The organism is Muricoccus vinaceus (assembly GCF_042433125.1).
GTDB lineage: Bacteria > Pseudomonadota > Alphaproteobacteria > Acetobacterales > Acetobacteraceae > Roseomonas > Roseomonas vinacea.
In genome coordinates, this window is the sequence record NZ_JBHLVZ010000098.1 from 98,879 (window position 1) to 115,287 (window position 16,409).

The window sequence follows — 16,409 nt, forward strand, 5'->3', positions numbered from 1 at the left end:
CCCTCCGTGAAGGGAAACCCTTCCATAACGCGACGGCGCCACACTCCGCCCGAGTCCTCCGGGACGGAACCCTCCCTCACAGGACGGCCCATGAACGACAGTCTCCCGCCCGCGGTCCTGCGGACCGACGCCCCGGACGAGGCGGAGGTCAAGGCCTTTCGCCGGGCCATCGTCGACAAGCTGGTTTACAACGTCGGCGGGCGGCCGGAACGCGCCAGCCCACGGGACTGGTTCGTGGCAACCGCCCTGGCCGCGCGAGACCATGTGGTGGATTCCTGGCGCCGCTCCAACGACGAAACCAGGGCCGAGGGCCGCAAGGGCGTCTGCTACCTGTCCATGGAGTTCCTGATCGGCCGCCTCTTGTCCGACGCGCTCGGCAATCTCGGCCTGACCGAGACGGCGCGGCGGGCGCTGGATGGCCTTGGCGTGGACCTTGACGCCGTGGCCGGCCAGGAGGCCGACGCGGCGCTGGGCAATGGCGGCCTGGGCCGGCTGGCCGCCTGCTTCATGGAAAGCATGGCCAGCGTGGACGTGCCGGCCTATGGCTATGGCATCCGCTACGAGAACGGGCTGTTTCGCCAGATCATCGCGGGCGGCGTCCAGCACGAGGTGCCTGAGGACTGGCTGGCCCTGGGCAACCCCTGGGAATTCGAGCGGTCCGGCCTGGTCTATGAGGTGAACTTCGGTGGCCATGTGCGGCCGGAGGTTGCGGCCGACGGCTCCACCCGCATGGTCTGGCATGCCGGGGAAATCGTGAACGCCCTCGCCTACGACACGCCCGTGGTCGGCTGGCGCGGCAAGCGCATCAACACGCTCCGGCTCTGGTCCGCGAGGGCGACGGATCCGCTGCACCTCAGCGACTTCAACCGCGGCGACCATGTGGGCGCCCAGTCCGCCAGAATGCGGGCCGAGGCCATTTCCCGCGTCCTGTATCCGGGCGACGAGACCGAGGCGGGGCAGGAGCTGCGCCTGCGGCAGGAATACTTCTTCGCCTCCGCCTCGCTCCAGGACATCATCCGCCGCCACCTCTCCCGCTTCCCGGACCTGTCGAACCTGGCCGACCAGGTGGCCGTCCAACTCAACGACACGCATCCCGCGATCGGCGTGCCCGAGCTGATGCGGCTTCTGATCGACGTTCACGGCCTCGCCTGGGATACCGCCTGGGCGATCACCCAGGCCGTTTTCTCCTACACCAACCACACCCTTCTGCCCGAGGCGCTGGAAACCTGGGCCGTGCCGATGATGGAGCGCGTGCTCCCCCGGCACATGCAGCTCATCTACCTCATCAACGCGCGGCACCTCGACCAGGCGCGGCAGGAAGGGGCGCGCGACGGCCTGCTGTCCTCGGTTTCGCTGATCGACGAAAGCCATGGCCGCCGGGTCCGCATGGGCCATCTGGCCTTTGTCGGCTCGCACCGGATCAACGGCGTCTCGGCGCTGCACACGCAGCTGATGCGCGACACGGTCTTCGCCGACCTCAACCAGGTCTGCGGCGATCGCATCACCAACAAGACCAACGGCATCACCTTCCGGCGTTGGCTGCACCGCGCCAATCCCGCGCTGACGCGGCTGCTGGTGGATGCGGTGGGCCCTTCGGTGCTGGACGACCCGAACAGGCTGGAAGCGCTGGCTCCGCTGGCGTCGGACGCCGCCTTCCGCGAGCGCTTCGCCGCCCAGCGACGTGTCGCGAAGGAGCGGTTGACCGGACTGATCGCCTCCCGGATCGGGCTGAAGGTGGACCCCGATGCCCTGTTCGATGTCCAGATCAAGCGCATCCACGAATACAAGCGCCAGCTTCTGAACATCGTGGAGACGGTTGCGCTCTACAACGCCATGCGCGCCCGGCCGACCGGTACCTGGGTGCCGCGCGTGAAGATCCTCGCGGGCAAGGCGGCGCCCAGCTATCACCAGGCGAAGCTCATCATCCGCCTGGCCAACGACGTTGCGGCCGTCATCAACGACGACCCCACGGTGGGCGACATGCTCAAGGTCGCCTTCATCCCGAACTACAACGTCAGCCTGGCCGAGGCGATCATTCCCGCCGCCGACCTGTCGGAGCAGATCTCGACCGCCGGGCTCGAGGCGTCGGGCACCGGCAACATGAAGCTGGCTCTGAACGGCGCGCTGACCATCGGCACGCTGGACGGCGCCAATGTCGAGATCGACGAGCGCGTGGGCCGGGACGAAATCTTCATCTTCGGGCTGACCGCCGCCGAGGTCGCGGCGCGCAAGCGCCACGGGCACGACGCCCGCGCGGCGGCGGCGGCCTCCCCGGAGCTGCGCGGGGCACTCGACGCCATCTCCTCGGGCGTCTTCTCCCCCGGTGAGCCCGACCGCTACCGCGGGCTGGTGGAAGGTCTGCTGGACAATGACCGCTATCTCGTGACCGCCGACTTCGATTCCTACAACGCGCGGCAACGGGATGTCGCCGCACGCTGGGCACAGCCGGACTCCTGGTGGCGCGCGGCGGTGCTGAACACCGCCCATGTCGGCTGGTTCTCCTCCGACAGGACGATCCGTGAGTACGCGTCCGACATCTGGGGCGTAAGGGCCGACTGATCCGCGCCGCCGGCCGCTCCTAATGGTGCAGCCGGCGGATCATCTCGGCCGCGATGGCCTCGACCTCTTCCGCCAGCATGGCCCGGATCGCCGCGCCACCTGGAATGGAGGACTGGCCGCCGGTCCGCTCAAACATCGCGACGAGTTCCCGGACCTCCCGAGACGCCGTGCGAAGAAAGGCGACGGGATCCTCCGCCTTGCGCACACCTTCCTCCAGGACGGTGCGGACAGCGGCAGCCATGGCCCTCCGCATCGCCTCTTGGTCCATGCCTTGATCCTGTCCCCATCGCACTCTGCGGAGACACCCCTACCATATTGTTTTCGATTTCGTAACATTACGATATAGATATATTGATTCTCTTTGGTCACACTCGATAGTTTCGATCTCGGATGCGTGATCTTTCTATTCAGTTTCCATTTCGGCTGATAAACTCAACCCAACGTGGAAAAAGCAGAGGTGCACTCGCGCGTGGATGAGACCATCGACCGCCTCCTGCACGCCTGTGGCCTGCGGAGCTTCGCTTACCGTCGCTATCCTCCCGTCAGGATAGAAGAGCCGACACGATCTGCTCTCCTCGCCGAGGCGCAGAAGGTACCGGAGCCAGAGGTCGCCGCCGTTCAGGCGGAGGCGCCCGAGCCCTTCCTGCCCGCTCCGGCCGTCGGGCTGGCGGAGCCCTCGCCCATGCCGCCGGCGCAGGTCACCTTCCTCAACCCGGTCCGGCTGCGAACACCCCTGCCCGCCGCTTCCCTGCCGCCCGAGCCAGCGCCATCGCCGGCGCCCCAGGCGGTGCCGCGCGTCGCTGCTCCGCCGATTCTTCGTCGGGTCGATTCCCGGCAGCCTTCCCCTGGGCCGGCGGCGGGAGACTCCGGCTTCCCGGCCGTCAGGGCCGCCCCGCCCGCCCCATCCCACCCGGCACGCCGCTTTGCCCTGCTGGACGAGGTTGCTGCGGAGATCGTTCCTCCCCGGCCTGTCACCATGCCCCATGCCGCGCCCGTGGCTCCGGAACCCCCTCCATCCCAACCACCGCCCGCCCCGCCGCGCCTTCGCCTGCGCCGCCGGGCTCGGCCGGCGGGGGAAAGCTGATGCCGCTTGTCGCCTTTGTCTCACCCAAGGGTGGCGTGGGGAAAACCACGATCGCCGCCAATGTCGCCGCCCTTCTGGCCGCGCGCGGGCACGACGTGATCGGGCTCGACCTCGATCCGCAGAACGCGCTCCGCATGCATCTCGGCCTGTCGATCCGCGACGAGGACGGCTTCGCCTCCGGCCTCCCTCGCAGTGGCGCTTGGCATGCCTCCCTACGCCATACCTCTTACGGCCTCGGCATTCTTCCCCATGGCAGCATGGAGCCTCGTCAGGCGCTGGATCTGTCGCGCCTGTTGATGGACCACCCGGAGGTGCTGGCGGACCCTGTGAGGGAGATGCTGACCGACCCGCGCCGCATCGTGGTGGTGGACACGCCGCCCGGGCCTTCGCCCGCGCTTTCCGCCCTCCTGCCGCTGCTCGACCTCGCGGTGGTTGTGCTGCTGGCCGATGGCGGCAGCGCCTCCCTGATCCCACAGGTGGCGGATGGCCGCTTTCTCGGGCGCGGCACCATGGCCGCACGCGTGGCCGAGCGCGCGGCCATGGTGCTGAACCAGGTCGACCTGGACCAGCCCCTCTCGGCGGCCGTGCTCGACATGGCCCACGATGCGCTCGGGCCGCGGCTGCTTGGCGTCGTCGCGCGCGATCCGGCCGTGGCCGAAGCGCTGGCCGACCGCCGCCTGCCGGTCGAGGTCGCTGCCGACCGTGCCGCCGAAGACCTCTCCATGCTGGCGGAGGCCGTGCTCGGCCGCCTTAGCTTACCGCGGCCCAACGGGGCCACCCAATCCGTGCTGCATCAATGGGGGCTGCGCCGATGACGGCCATGCGATTGACCGCCACCTCCGAACGCCTGCCGCTGTCGGGGCGCATCCTGCGGATCGGCAGCATCCTGCTCGGCGCGCTCGCCACGCTTTTCGTCATCACGGTGCCACTGAGCGGCGAGCAGCAGGCGGTGCTCACCTTGCTGGGCATCGCGACCTTCCTGCTCATCAACCGCTCCAAGTCACGCCGAGCCACGGTGCTGCTGGTGCTGCTCTCTTTCGCCATCACATCGCGCTACCTCTGGTGGCGCCTCACGGAAACGCTGGAGTTCGAGAGCTTCGTTCAGGGCTTCCTGTCCCTCGGCCTGTTCGCCGCGGAATGCTACGCGGGCGCGCTGCTGTTCCTGTCCTACGTGCAGCTCACCTATCCGCTGAACCGCAAGCCCACCGCCCTGCCGCGCGACCCCGCGGAGTGGCCGAGCGTGGATGTCTATGTCCCCTCCTACAACGAGAGCCTGGACATCGTGCGGCCGACGGTGCTGGCCTGCATGAACATCGACTGGCCGCGCGACAAGCTGAACGTCTATGTGCTGGATGACGGGCGCCGCCCGGAATTCCGCACCTTCTGCGAGGAGGTGGGCTGCGGCTACATCATCCGCCCGGACAACAAGGGCGCCAAGGCCGGCAACATCAACCACGCGCTGAAGCACACCGACGGCGAGTACGTCGCGATCTTCGACTGCGACCACGCCCCGACGCGCGCTTTTCTGCAGATGACCGCCGGCTGGCTGGTGCGCGACAAGCGCCTCTCCATGGTGCAGACGCCGCACTACTTCTACTCGCCCGACCCCTTCGAGCGGAACCTGGCCCGCAGCCGGCCCGTGCCGAACGAGGGGCTGCTGTTCTACGGCGCCATCCAGCCCGGCAACGACCTCTGGAACGCGGCCTTCTTCTGCGGTTCCTGCGCCCTGATCCGGCGCGAGGCCCTGATGGAAGTCGGCGGCGTCCCGCACGAGACGGTGACGGAGGACTGCCACTGCTCGCTGCGCATGCAGCAGAAGGGCTGGCACACCGCCTATATCCGCCTGCCGCTCGCGGCCGGCCTCGCGACCGAGCGGCTGGCCATCCACATCGGCCAGCGCATGCGCTGGGCCCGCGGCATGATCCAGATCATGCGCCAGGAGAACACGCCCTTCGCCCCCGGCCTCACCTGGGCGCAGCGGCTCTGCTACTTCACGGCCGGCTTCTCCTTCCTTTTCGCCCTGCCGCGCATCGTCTTCCTCACCTCGCCGCTGGCCTTCCTGTTCTTCGGTCAGAACATCATCGCGGCCTCGCCGCTGGCGATCATCGCCTATGCCGGAAGCCACATGTTCCACGCCTTCGGCACCGCATCCCGCGTGAACGGCCGCAACCGGCACTCCTTCTGGTCGGAGATCTACGAGGCCTGCATGGCCGCGCCGCTGATCCTCGTCACGCTCGCGACGCTGTGGGATCCCCGCAAGGGCAAGTTCAACGTCACCGACAAGGGAGGGCGGCTGGAAGAAGGCTATCTCGACGTGCGCGCCGTGCTGCCTACGCTGATCCTGCTGGGGGCGCTGCTGATCGGCGTCAGCATCGGCATCTACGGCACGCTGGCGGCCGAGCCGGGTTCGCCCGAGTTCCACGCCTATCTGCTCAACACCCTGTGGTCCACGCTGTGCCTCGTCCCTGTCTCCGCCGCCGTGGCGGTGGGGCTGGAGCGCGAGCAGATGCGCGACCGCGCCCGGGTGGACGTGAACCTCCCGGCGGAGCTGGTCTTCTCCGACGGGCGCCGCGCGACGGCGCGATCCTCCGACATCTCCATGTCGGGCGCCCGCTTCCTGCTGGACCGCCCCCTGGGCATCGCTGACGGCGACCATTGCACCGTTGCCTTCGACCTGGGCGGCGAAACGGTGGATGTCCGCGCAACCCTCCTCCACTGGGAGGAAGGCGAAGCCTTCGTGCGCTTCCATGTCGACAACGTGGTGGATGAGGCCGCCATGGTCCGCGTCTTCTTCGGCCGGCCCGATGCCTGGGTCCATTGGGACCAGTGGCCGCAGGACCGTCCGCTGCGCGCGCTGCGCGACGTGGTGATGGCCACCAAGGACGCCGTGTTCCGGAAATACCGCTTCAAGATGACGAAAGCACCGAGCCGCGTGAGCAAGCCTGTCCCCGTGGAGCAGATCCGCAAATCCGACGTGGTGCGGCCCAAGCCGCAGGCGGCCATGCCGCAGGAACGCGTCAAGGAAACCACCGCCGCGGCGATCGCGCTGCTGGCCTTGATGCTGCCGGGCCTGGCCCAGGCGCAGCCTATGCCGCGGGCCGGCCAGGCCCGGTCCGGTCCGGCGCAGCCCGCGGCTCAGCTGGTCGCCCCGCCGCTGGCCGCGCCGCAGGTGGCCGTGCCGGCCGCGCTACCGGCCCTCGCACCGCCCGCGTCCCTCACCCAGGAGCCGGCCGTGGCGCCGGCGGCCTTCGTGGCGCCCGCCGCCGCGCCTGCGCCCGCCGGCAGCATGCGAGAGGCGCGGCTGACCTTCCGCGACCTGGGCCTGACAGGTCCCATGCAGTTCCGCGGCACCGCCGACCTGCAGGGTGTTCTCTTCGGCCTGTCGCGGGACGAGGTGGTGACCGGCGCGCGGCTGACGGTGCAGGGCGGCGCCTCCGCCGCCCTCATCCCCTCGCTCAGCCAGATCGCCGTCACCCTGAACGAGCAGTTCGTCGGCAACATCGCGCTCGATCCCGCGCGGCAGGCCTTCGGCCCGCTTTCCTTCGACATCGACCCGCTGAACTTCTCGGAGGTGAACCGGCTGAACTTCCGCTTCGCCGGCCGCTACGCGACGGAGTGCAACGACCCGCTCTCCGGCCTGCTCTATGCCAACATTTCCGACCTCTCCACCCTGTCGCTCACCATCGAGCGGCTGCCGCCGCAGCGTGATCTGGCCCGCCTGCCCGAGCCCCTGTTCGACCGCCGCGTGCTTCGCAGGGCGCTGAACCTCCCGGTGGTCATCCCGGCCGAGTCCGGCCCGCAAGGCCTGCGGGCAGCGGCGATCGCCGCCTCCTGGTTCGCCGTGCAGGCCGACTACCGCGGCGCCTCCTTCCCGGTGGACCGCAGCGTGCCGGCCCAGGGCAACGCGCTGGTGATCGCCGCTGGCGCGGATGCCGTGCCCGGCCTGACCCTGCCCCGTTTCGAGGGGCCGACCCTGGCCATGATCGCCAATCCGTCCGACCCCTACGGCACGCTGCTGGTGCTGGGCGGCCGGTCGGAGGCCGAGGTGGCGCAGGCGGCCCTCGCCCTCGCCGCGGGGCGCGGCGGCGTGGGCGGTGAGGTGGCGCGGGTTTCCCCGCCCAGCCTGCCGCCCCGCACGCCCTATGACGCCCCGCGCTGGCTGCCGCCGGATCGTCCGGCGCAGGTCGGCACACTGGTCGATCGCTCCGAGCTGCAGGCCTATGGCTACACGCCTGGCACCATCCGCGTGCCGCTGCGCACGGCGCCGGACCTGCTCACCTGGGCCGATCGCGGCATCCCCGCCGATCTCCGCTTCCGCGGCCCGAACGGTCAGGCGGTGGACGTCGCGGCCTCGCGGCTCGACGTGCTGGTGTCCGACAACTTCCTGAAGTCCTTCCCACTCGGCTCCGGGGAGCGGATCTGGCCACTCAACCACCTGACCGGATGGCTCGCCGGCGATGCCGCGGTCCGCAGCGGCCGGGCCATGGTGCCCACCTACCTCCTCTTCGGGCGCGAGGAGCTGCAGATGCGCTTCGACATGCGCCCGTTGAACCGCGGTGAATGCACGGCGGTGCCGGGCGACATCCGCGCCGGCATCGACCCCGAGAGCACGATCGACCTGTCCCGTGCATGGCGCTACGCGCGGTTGCCGAGCCTGAACTTCTTCGCCTCCTCGGGCTTTCCGTTCACCCGCATGGCGGACCTGTCCGGCACGGCCGCGGTGCTGCCGGAGCGGCCCAACACGCTGGAGGCCGGCGCCTTCCTGGATGTGATCGGCGCGCTCGCGGCGAATGTCGGTTTGCCCGCCACGGGGCTGACGGTGGTGTTCCCGGCCGGCCTCCAGACGGCCGCCTCGCATGACCTGCTGGTCATGGGCACGCTGGGGCGCCAGCCAGCGGCCGCAACCCTGCTGAAGAACAGCCCGGTCCAGGTTCAGAACGACCGCATGACCGTCGCCGCACCCGATTCGCTGGCCGATATCCGAGCCCTTTTCCTGGACCGGCCGGGCTCGGAGGAGCTGACCCGCGCCTCCACCGCGCTGTCCGAGATGGGCGAGAGCGTGTCGGTCCTCGTCGCAACAGAAAGTCCCCTCACGCCCGGCAAGTCCGTCGTGGCCTTGCTGGGCGCAACGCCCGCAGCCTTGTCCGGCCTGACCGGCGCGCTGCGCGACCCCGAGACCTCGGCCCGCGTGCAGGGCGACCTCGTCGTGGTCAATGCGGGCCGCGTCACCGGCTACCGCACCGCCGCCACCTACAGCGTCGGCAACCCACCCTTCTGGGTGCTTCCTTACATCTGGCTGGGCAGCAGCCCCTGGCGCGTGGCGGCCATGATGGTCGCAGGCGCGCTTCTGCTCGGCCTCCCCTTCTACTGGCTCCTGCGCCGCCGTGCCGCTGTCCGGCTGCGCGCCAGAACTCCGAAAGGTCACTGAGGTGATAAAGGGGAAGCATTCGGCCAAAGGCCGGGGAACCCTGCGCGTCGCGCTGGCACTGGCCGCGTGGCCGGGCCTGGCGATGGCACAACCGGCGCCCACGGGCGCCACGCCCGCCAATGCGCCCGGGGGCGCGACGCCTGGCGCGGTGGAGGTGCTGGTCCGCCAGGCGGAGCGCTGGCTGGCCCAGCAGCGGACGGACCTCGCGGCCCCCGCCGTCGAGCGAGCGCTCGCCGCGGCGCCGGACAGCCCGGCCGTGCTGTCGGTCGCCGCCCGGCTCGAGGTCGCGCGCGGCAACCGGGAGGCGGCAAACGCCATCCTCGCCCGGCTGCGCGCCGCCGGCGCCACGCCGGAGCAGCGGGGGCAGGCGGAAAGCGCCGTGCGCGGCGCGGCCATCGACCGCAACGCCGTCGAGGAAGCCCGGCGCCTCGCGCGGGAAGGCCGCGCCGATGCCGCCGCCCAGCGCTACCGGCAGGTCTTCGGCACGGAAGGGCCGACCGATGTCTATGCCCAGGAATACTACCAGACGCTGTCCGGCACCGAAGCTGGCCGTGCCGAGGGTCAGCGCGGCCTGGCCGCCCTGGCCGCGCGCCCCGACGCCACCGACCGCACGCGCCTGGCCCATGCCCAGGGCCTGACCTATTCCGCCGCCACCCGCGCCGAGGGAATCCGCCGCCTGGCCGAGCTGGCGGACAGGCCGGAGGTTGCCCAGGAGGCCCGGCAGTCCTGGCGCGCGGCGCTGGGTTTCGCCGGCAACGACCCGGCGGCCGCCCCCGTCATCGAGAGCTATCTCCAGCGCTTTCCCGATGATGCGGAACTGCGCCGGCGCCTCGAGGCCCTGCGCGCCGCCCCTCCCCCCGTGCCGACGGACCCGAGCGCCCCGGCGCGGCAGGCCGCCTTTGCCAGCCTGAATTCCGGCGCGGCGGCAGAGGCCGCGCGCGCCTTCGAGACGATCCTGGCCGGCAATCCCGGTGATGCGGACGCACTCGGCGGTCTCGGCGTCGTGCGCCTTCGCCAGGGCAACCAGCCCGAGGCCCGCCGCCTGCTCGAGCGCGCGGTGGCCGCCGATCCCGCCCGTGCCCAGCAATGGCAGAAGGCGCTGGATGCCGCCTCCTACTCCACGGACGTCGCCGAGGCGCAGGCACGCCTGCGCCGCAACGACCTGGACGCGGCCGACGCCGCCGCCCGCCGCGCCGCCCTGCGCGAGGTGGACGACCGCTCCGACGCCGAGGTGGTGCTGGGCGAGCTCGCGCTGCGCCGCAGCGACGCCGCCGGCGCCGAGGCCCGCTTCCGCGCGGCCCTCAGCCGCCGCCCCGGCTTCGGTGCCGCACAGCAGGGCCTGAACGCCGCGCTTCGCGCCCAGGGCCGCCCGGCCGAGTTCGCGACCGCCCAGTCCGCGGGCCGCGCCGCCTCGGGTGCTCCGCCGAACACGAGCGCCGAATCGAATTCCTACCGTGCCGAGGCCGCGCGCGTGGCCGACCCCGCCGCCGCCGCTGCCATCCTCCGCAACGCCGTCGCCGCGGCGCCCGAAGACCCTTGGACCCGGCTCGACCTGGCCCGCGCGCTGCGCCGGCAGGGCCGCGGCGCCGAGGCGCGCGCGACGGTGGAGGAGCTGGCCGCACGCACCGCCAACCCCGACGCCGCCTATGCCGCCGCCCTGCTCGCGGAGGAGGACAACCGCAACGCTGACGCCGATGCCCTTCTCTCGCGCGTGCCGCCCAACCGGCGCAGCCCGGACATGTCGCGGCTGGCCGCCCGCATCCGCGGCCAGCGCGAGGTGCAGTCGGCCGCGGCCCTCCTGCCGCTCAGCCCCATGGAGGGGCGCGCGCGCCTTCTCACCCTCGCGGCGCGGCCGGACCCGACGGGCAGCACCGCCGTCTCGGTGATCCGCGCCTTCGGGCAGGCGAATGACCGGGCCGGGGCGGCGGAGGCCGCGCGCGTCGCGGTCGCCAACCGCGCGACCGGGGGCGCCGCCGCGCGGATCGCCATCGCGGGCGCCCTTCTCGGCGCCGGCCTCGAATCCGAGGCAACGGCGCTGGCCGCCGAGGCCGAGGCGTCGGGCGCAACGGCCGAGCAGCGGCGCGACCTCGCCCAGCTCCGCGCCGGCGTGGCCATCCGCGCCGCCGACCGCCTGAACGAAGCCGGCGACCAGGCCGACGCCTTCGAGCGCCTCCGCCCCGTCCTGGCAGAGGATCCGGCCAACGGGGATGCCCGCCTGGCCTTGTCCCGCCTTTACCTCGGCGCCCGCCGCCCCGAGGAGGCGCTGCGCGTGGCCGAGGCCGTGCTGGTGCGCGATCCCCGCAACATCGATGCCCGGCGCAGCGCGATCGAGGCGTCGCTGGCGCTCGGTGACCGCCAGCGGGCCGAGGGCCTGCTGGCCGGGGCGCAGGCCAACAGCGCCCGCGACTCCCGCGTAGCCCTGCTTGAAGCCCGCGTGGCCCGTGCCGCGGGCGACGAGGGCCGTGCGCGGCGCGCCCTCGAGATGGCCGCCTCCCTGCGGGAGGCCGAACTCGGCGGTTCCGCGCGCGCGAATGTCGCGGCCGCGGCCGGCGCCGTGCCGATGGCCGGGCTTTCCAACCCCTTCCTGCGCGCTGCCTCCACCGGAAGCGGGCCGACCTTCACCTCGGCCACGCCCACCGACCCCGTGCTACGTGGCATTCAGGCCGAGAGCGACGCGCTTCGCAACGAAACCGGCACGCTGCTCACCGCGGGAGCCGCCGGCCGCCTCCGCTCCGGTGACCGCGGCCTGGACCGGCTGACCGAACTCGGGGCCACCTTCCAGGCCGGGATCTCGCCCGGCACGCTCGGCGGGCGGCTGACCGCATCGGTGCAGCCCGTCACCATCGAATCGGGATCGCCGAACGCGGATGTGCAGGCGCTCCGGCGCTTCGGCACCAATGCGCTGAACACCAACCTGGCGGCCGACGCGGCCGCCGTCGCCCAGCGCCGCGACACCAGCGCCGCGGGCGTCGCCCTGGCGCTGAACTACGTGCGCGGTGACTGGCTGAAGCTCGACGTGGGCACCACCCCGCTGGGCTTCAGGAACAACAACGTCGTCGGTGGAATCGAAGTGTCGCCCGCCCTGTCGGACAAGTTGCGCATCCGTGTCGCGGGTGAGCGGCGCGCGGTGACGGACAGCCTGCTTTCCTGGGCCGGCGCGGTGGACGACCGCACCGGAATCTCGATGGGGCCGGTGATGCGCACCAGCGGGCGCGGCCAGGTGGAGGTTCCGATCGGCACCGGCTTCGCTTATGCCGGCGGCGGCTATGCCAGCTTCGAGGGCGACAACGTCGCGGAGAACACCCGCGTCGAGGCGGGGGCGGGCGTCTCGCTGCCGATCACCAAGTCGGCCAGCGGCGAGCTGACCGCGGGCGTGGACCTCGTCTACTTCGGCTACGACCGCAACCTGCGCTACTTCACGCTTGGCCATGGCGGCTACTTCAGCCCGCAGCAATACACCGCGCTGAACATCCCCGTGGACTACCGCGGCCGGGTCGGCGATGTGAGCTACCGGCTCGGCGCCACGGCGGGCTACGCCTCCTATCGCGAGGATCGCGCGGCCCTCTTCCCGAACAACCCGGGCCTGCAGGCGGAAGCGGAGGCGCGCGCCGCCGCGACGGTCGGCACGGCATCGCCGGTCAGCGCCTTCTATGCCGGACAGTCGCAGAGCGGCTTCGTCGGCGGGGTGCGGGCGGAGGTGGACTGGGCGATCAGCCCCACCCTCACCCTCGGCGGCGCCGTCCGCTACGACAAGGCGGCGAACTTCGACGAAACCCGGGTGCTGATGCGGCTCCAGAACCGCTTCTGAGCCCGGCGCCTTGCGGCGCGGCATCGGGGCAATCATATCAATACACGACAGACTGCCGTGAATTGAGCCCCGATGCCCTCTCCTCGCCGCCTTCGCTTGGGCGCCTTCATGCGCCCGGTCAGCATCCACACCGCGGCCTGGCGCTATCCAGGCGCCTTTCCCGACGCGAACTTCAACCTCGACCACCTCGTCCGCTTCGCCCGCACGCTGGAAGCCGCGCGCTTCGATGCCTTCTTCATGGCCGACCACCAGGCCGTGCTGAACATGCCGATCCAGGCGCTCAAGCGCAGCGCCACCACAACCAGCTTCGATCCGCTGACGCTGCTGCCCGCCCTCGCCATGGTGACGGAGCGGCTCGGCCTGATCGCCACGGCCTCCAGCACCTACAACGAGCCCTGGCACGTCGCCCGGAAGTTCGCCTCGCTCGATCACATCAGCCAGGGCCGCGCGGGGTGGAACGTGGTCACGTCGGGCAATCCCAACGAGGCCATGAATTTCGGCCGCGAGGAGCACTGGGAGCATGCCGCGCGCTACCGGCGGGCCCACGAGTTCATCGACGTGGTGAAGGGACTCTGGGACTCTTGGGCGGATGATGCCTTCATCCGCGACGTCGAGAGCGGCACCTATTTCGATCCAGACAAGATGCACGTCCTCGACCACAAGGGAGAGCACTTCTCCGTCCGTGGTCCCCTGAACGTCGCGCGCCCCATCCAGGGCCACCCCGTGATCGTCCAGGCCGGAGCCTCCGACGACGGCCGGCAACTGGCGGCCGAAACCGCCGAGGTCATCTTCGCCGCCGGCGGCACGATCGAGATCGCGCGCGCCTTCTACGCCGACGTGAAGGCCCGCACGGAGAAGGCCGGGCGCGACCCCGCGCATCTGCTGGTCCTGCCCGGCGCCTTCGTTATCGTGGGCGAGAGCGAGGAGGAGGCCCGCGAGAAGCGTGCCATCCTGGACAGCGGGGTGCATTACGACAGCGCCGTCGCTTCCCTCTCCGTCGCGCTCGGCACCGACGCCTCCGTCTTCGACCCGGACGCCCCCCTGCCGGAGGACATCCCCGAAACCAATGCCAGCAAAAGCGGGCGCGAGCGGGCCATCGGCCTGGCCCGGCGCGAGAACCTGACCGTCCGCCAGCTCGCCCAGCGGCTTGGCGGCTATGCCGGCGCGGCCATGGCCGGCACGCCCGCGCGCATCGCGGACGAGATGCAGGAATGGCTGGAGACCGGCGCCTGCGACGGTTTCAACCTCATGTTCCCCTATCTGCCTGGCGGCCTGGACGATTTCGCCTCCAAGGTGATCCCGGAGCTACAGCGCCGCGGCCTGCACCGCACCGAGTACGAAGGGCGGACGCTGCGGGACAACCTGGGGCTGCCCCGGCCGGGGAACCGGTTCTTCCCGGGATAGGCACCACCCCAATTTCCGGGGAGCGGGCCTGTCGAACCGGCGGGTTGCCCACCCATATGGCAGGCATGATCCCGCTCTCCGTTCTTGACCTTTCCCCCGTGCCAGAGGGCAGCGACGCCGGCCAGGCGCTGCGAAACTCGGCCGATCTGGCACGCCACACGGAAAGCCTCGGCTACAACCGCTACTGGATGGCCGAGCACCACAACATGCCGGGCATCGCCAGCGCCGCCACGGCCGTCGCGCTCGCGCACGTGGCCCACGGGACCTCGCGCATCCGCATTGGCGCCGGCGGCGTGATGCTGCCGAACCACGCCCCCCTGGCCATCGCCGAGCAGTTCGGCACGCTGGCTGCCCTGTACCCCGGGCGGATCGACCTTGGCCTGGGCCGCGCCCCCGGCTCCGACCAGGTTACCGCGCATGCCCTGCGCCGGACCCTCCAGGCCGACGTCGACTCCTTTCCGCAGGACGTGATGGAGCTGATGGCGTATTTCCGCCCGGCCCAGCCCGGCCAGCGCGTGCAGGCTGTGCCCGGCGCCGGGCTGGACGTGCCGGTCTGGATCCTCGGCTCCTCCACCTACGGCGCCCAGCTCGCGGCGGCCTTGGGCCTGCCCTACGCCTTCGCCTCCCACTTCGCCCCCGGCTCCATGGAGGAGGCGGTCGCCATCTACCGCGAGCGCTTCCGCCCCTCCGGGCATATCGAGCGCCCCCATGTGATGCTGGGCGTGAACGTGCACGCGGCGGAAACGGACGCGGCGGCGAACCTTCTCTTCTCCTCCCACCAGCAGTCCTTCGTGAACCTTCGCAGCGGCCGCCCGGGCAAGCTGCCCGCCCCGCGCGAGGGGTTCTTCGAGAGCCTTGATCCTTATGCCCAGGCGATGATCCGCAACTCCCTCGCCGTTTCCATTGTCGGTGGGCCCGAGACGGTGCGTCAGGGCCTGCGCGACCTCGTCGCCCGCACCGGAGCGGACGAGCTGATGGTGACAGGCCAGATCCACGACCATGCGGCGCGCAAGCGCTCCTTCTCCATCCTGGCCGAGGTGGCGTCGGAGCGGGCGGTGGCGGCCTGAGGGTACTCTCCTGGACACCCGCGCCCTCGTCATTTGGTGCCCCCGCCCCGCGCGGATAGAACCCCGCCTTCGAAGCAAGGAAAGAGAGCGATGATCGAGGAACGCAAGCAGGGCACGGGCGACGAGGCCGTCGCGGGGAAGCAGGTCACGGTGCATTACACCGGCTGGCTCTTCGAGCCCTCGGCCTCTGACAAGAAGGGCCGCAAGTTCGACAGCTCCCGCGATCGCGGCGACCCCTTCTCCTTCAAGCTCGGCGCCGGCCAGGTGATCCGCGGCTGGGACGAGGGCGTGGCGGGCATGAAGGTGGGCGGTCAGCGCACCCTGACCATCCCGCCGGAGATGGGCTACGGCGCGCGCGGCGCCGGCGGCGTGATCCCGCCCAACGCGACCCTGGTCTTCGACGTGGAACTCCTCGGCGTCCGCTGAGGAGGCCGGTTTTCCGCCCCGCGGCCCTCGCCCCGTGGCGAGGGTGCCGCGGGGCGGGCTTCAGCCGCTGCGGGGCAGCGGGTCGCCCAGCAGCCAGTCGCCCAGGGCGGCGAAGGTGGCCTTGGCGCCGCGCAGGATGGCGGGCGTGTCCGTCTCCGCCTCAAGCCGCCGGAGAAAGGCGTTCCACATGGTGCCGGTCGCGCTGCCGTGGCCCGCGAAATAGGTGCAGCTCCCGGCAGGCAGGCCGAGCGCGCCCAGGCGCTTGAGGATCACCCGGCCGCCCAGCGTCGAGCCCTCCATCACATAGAGCGAACCCATCGCCTCCGCGGTCCCCTGGATGGGTGGCGCCGGGCAAACCGGCAAGGCCTCCGGCGCCGCGCCGAGGACCAGCAGGTCGTGTTGCAACAGGTGCAGCCGGCGCCGCGGGGCCAGAAAGGCGTCATCCGCCAGTTCGGCGGCCACGCGTGGCTCCCACCCCGCCCAGAAGCCATGGAACCGCCCGAGCACCGTCCGATAGCGTGCCGTGGTCAGCCCCGGGCCCATCAGGTCGAGCCCGGCATCCAGCCGCTCGTGCTCCTCGCGCGTCCCGTCCCGCAAGATGTCCCGCAGCGAGGGGGCCAGCGCCTTCACGGC

General features: G+C 71.3%; 10 protein-coding genes. 8 read left to right on the top strand and 2 right to left on the bottom strand.

Annotated features, from left to right (window positions below; all coding sequences use genetic code 11):
- The first annotated feature begins 90 nt into the window (after positions 1–90).
- Positions 91–2,559, top strand: a complete 2,469-nt coding sequence (locus ACFFIC_RS27470; RefSeq protein WP_377056449.1) for a glycogen/starch/alpha-glucan phosphorylase — start codon at positions 91–93, stop codon at positions 2,557–2,559.
- 19 nt (positions 2,560–2,578) lie between these two features.
- Here ACFFIC_RS27470 and ACFFIC_RS27475 read toward each other — a convergent pair whose 3' ends face one another.
- The gene (locus tag ACFFIC_RS27475; protein WP_377056451.1) at positions 2,579–2,827 is read right to left on the bottom strand and encodes a hypothetical protein; all 249 of its coding nucleotides are present in this window, start codon (positions 2,825–2,827) and stop codon (positions 2,579–2,581) included.
- A gap of 201 nt (positions 2,828–3,028) precedes the next feature.
- Here ACFFIC_RS27475 and ACFFIC_RS27480 point away from each other — a divergent pair, with 201 nt between their 5' ends.
- From ACFFIC_RS27480 to ACFFIC_RS27510, 7 genes are all read left to right on the top strand, one after another.
- Positions 3,029–3,643, top strand: coding sequence for a hypothetical protein (locus ACFFIC_RS27480; RefSeq protein WP_377056453.1), 615 nt, complete (start codon positions 3,029–3,031; stop codon positions 3,641–3,643).
- The gene (locus ACFFIC_RS27485) at positions 3,643–4,458 is read left to right on the top strand and encodes a cellulose synthase operon protein YhjQ/BcsQ (protein WP_377056455.1); all 816 of its coding nucleotides are present in this window, start codon (positions 3,643–3,645) and stop codon (positions 4,456–4,458) included. Before ACFFIC_RS27480 ends, ACFFIC_RS27485 begins: the two co-directional genes overlap by 1 nt.
- A 5-nt stretch (positions 4,459–4,463) precedes the next feature.
- Positions 4,464–9,071 carry a UDP-forming cellulose synthase catalytic subunit gene (gene bcsA / locus ACFFIC_RS27490; protein WP_377056457.1) on the top strand — a complete coding sequence of 1,536 codons (4,608 nt, stop codon included), beginning with the start codon at positions 4,464–4,466 and terminating at the stop codon, positions 9,069–9,071.
- A 1-nt stretch (position 9,072) separates the two neighbouring features.
- Complete coding sequence (locus ACFFIC_RS27495; RefSeq protein WP_377056459.1) at positions 9,073–12,879, top strand: cellulose biosynthesis protein BcsC; 3,807 nt, start codon at positions 9,073–9,075, stop codon at positions 12,877–12,879.
- A 72-nt stretch (positions 12,880–12,951) separates the two neighbouring features.
- The gene (locus ACFFIC_RS27500) at positions 12,952–14,283 is read left to right on the top strand and encodes an LLM class flavin-dependent oxidoreductase (protein ID WP_377056461.1); all 1,332 of its coding nucleotides are present in this window, start codon (positions 12,952–12,954) and stop codon (positions 14,281–14,283) included.
- Between the two features lie 65 nt (positions 14,284–14,348).
- Positions 14,349–15,350, top strand: a complete 1,002-nt coding sequence (locus tag ACFFIC_RS27505) for an LLM class flavin-dependent oxidoreductase (RefSeq protein ID WP_377056463.1) — start codon at positions 14,349–14,351, stop codon at positions 15,348–15,350.
- Positions 15,351–15,440: 90 nt separating this feature from the next.
- Complete coding sequence (locus tag ACFFIC_RS27510) at positions 15,441–15,776, top strand: FKBP-type peptidyl-prolyl cis-trans isomerase (protein ID WP_377056465.1); 336 nt, start codon at positions 15,441–15,443, stop codon at positions 15,774–15,776.
- A gap of 60 nt (positions 15,777–15,836) precedes the next feature.
- Here ACFFIC_RS27510 and ACFFIC_RS27515 read toward each other — a convergent pair whose 3' ends face one another.
- Positions 15,837–16,406: a biliverdin-producing heme oxygenase gene (locus tag ACFFIC_RS27515; protein WP_377056467.1), complete on the bottom strand. Its 570-nt coding sequence runs from the start codon at positions 16,404–16,406 to the stop codon at positions 15,837–15,839.
- Positions 16,407–16,409 lie beyond the last annotated feature (3 nt).

What these genes read in the sequence shown, in the direction of transcription:
- ACFFIC_RS27470 (WP_377056449.1), top strand. Translation starts at nt 91, where the DNA reads ATGAACGACAGTCTCCCGCCCGCGGTCCTGCGGACCGACGCCCCGGAC.
- ACFFIC_RS27475 (WP_377056451.1), bottom strand. Translation starts at nt 2,827, where the DNA reads ATGGACCAAGAGGCGATGCGGAGGGCCATGGCTGCCGCTGTCCGCACC.
- ACFFIC_RS27485 (WP_377056455.1), top strand. Translation starts at nt 3,643, where the DNA reads ATGCCGCTTGTCGCCTTTGTCTCACCCAAGGGTGGCGTGGGGAAAACC.
- bcsA (WP_377056457.1), top strand. Translation starts at nt 4,464, where the DNA reads ATGCGATTGACCGCCACCTCCGAACGCCTGCCGCTGTCGGGGCGCATC.
- ACFFIC_RS27500 (WP_377056461.1), top strand. Translation starts at nt 12,952, where the DNA reads ATGCCCTCTCCTCGCCGCCTTCGCTTGGGCGCCTTCATGCGCCCGGTC.
- ACFFIC_RS27505 (WP_377056463.1), top strand. Translation starts at nt 14,349, where the DNA reads ATGATCCCGCTCTCCGTTCTTGACCTTTCCCCCGTGCCAGAGGGCAGC.
- ACFFIC_RS27510 (WP_377056465.1), top strand. Translation starts at nt 15,441, where the DNA reads ATGATCGAGGAACGCAAGCAGGGCACGGGCGACGAGGCCGTCGCGGGG.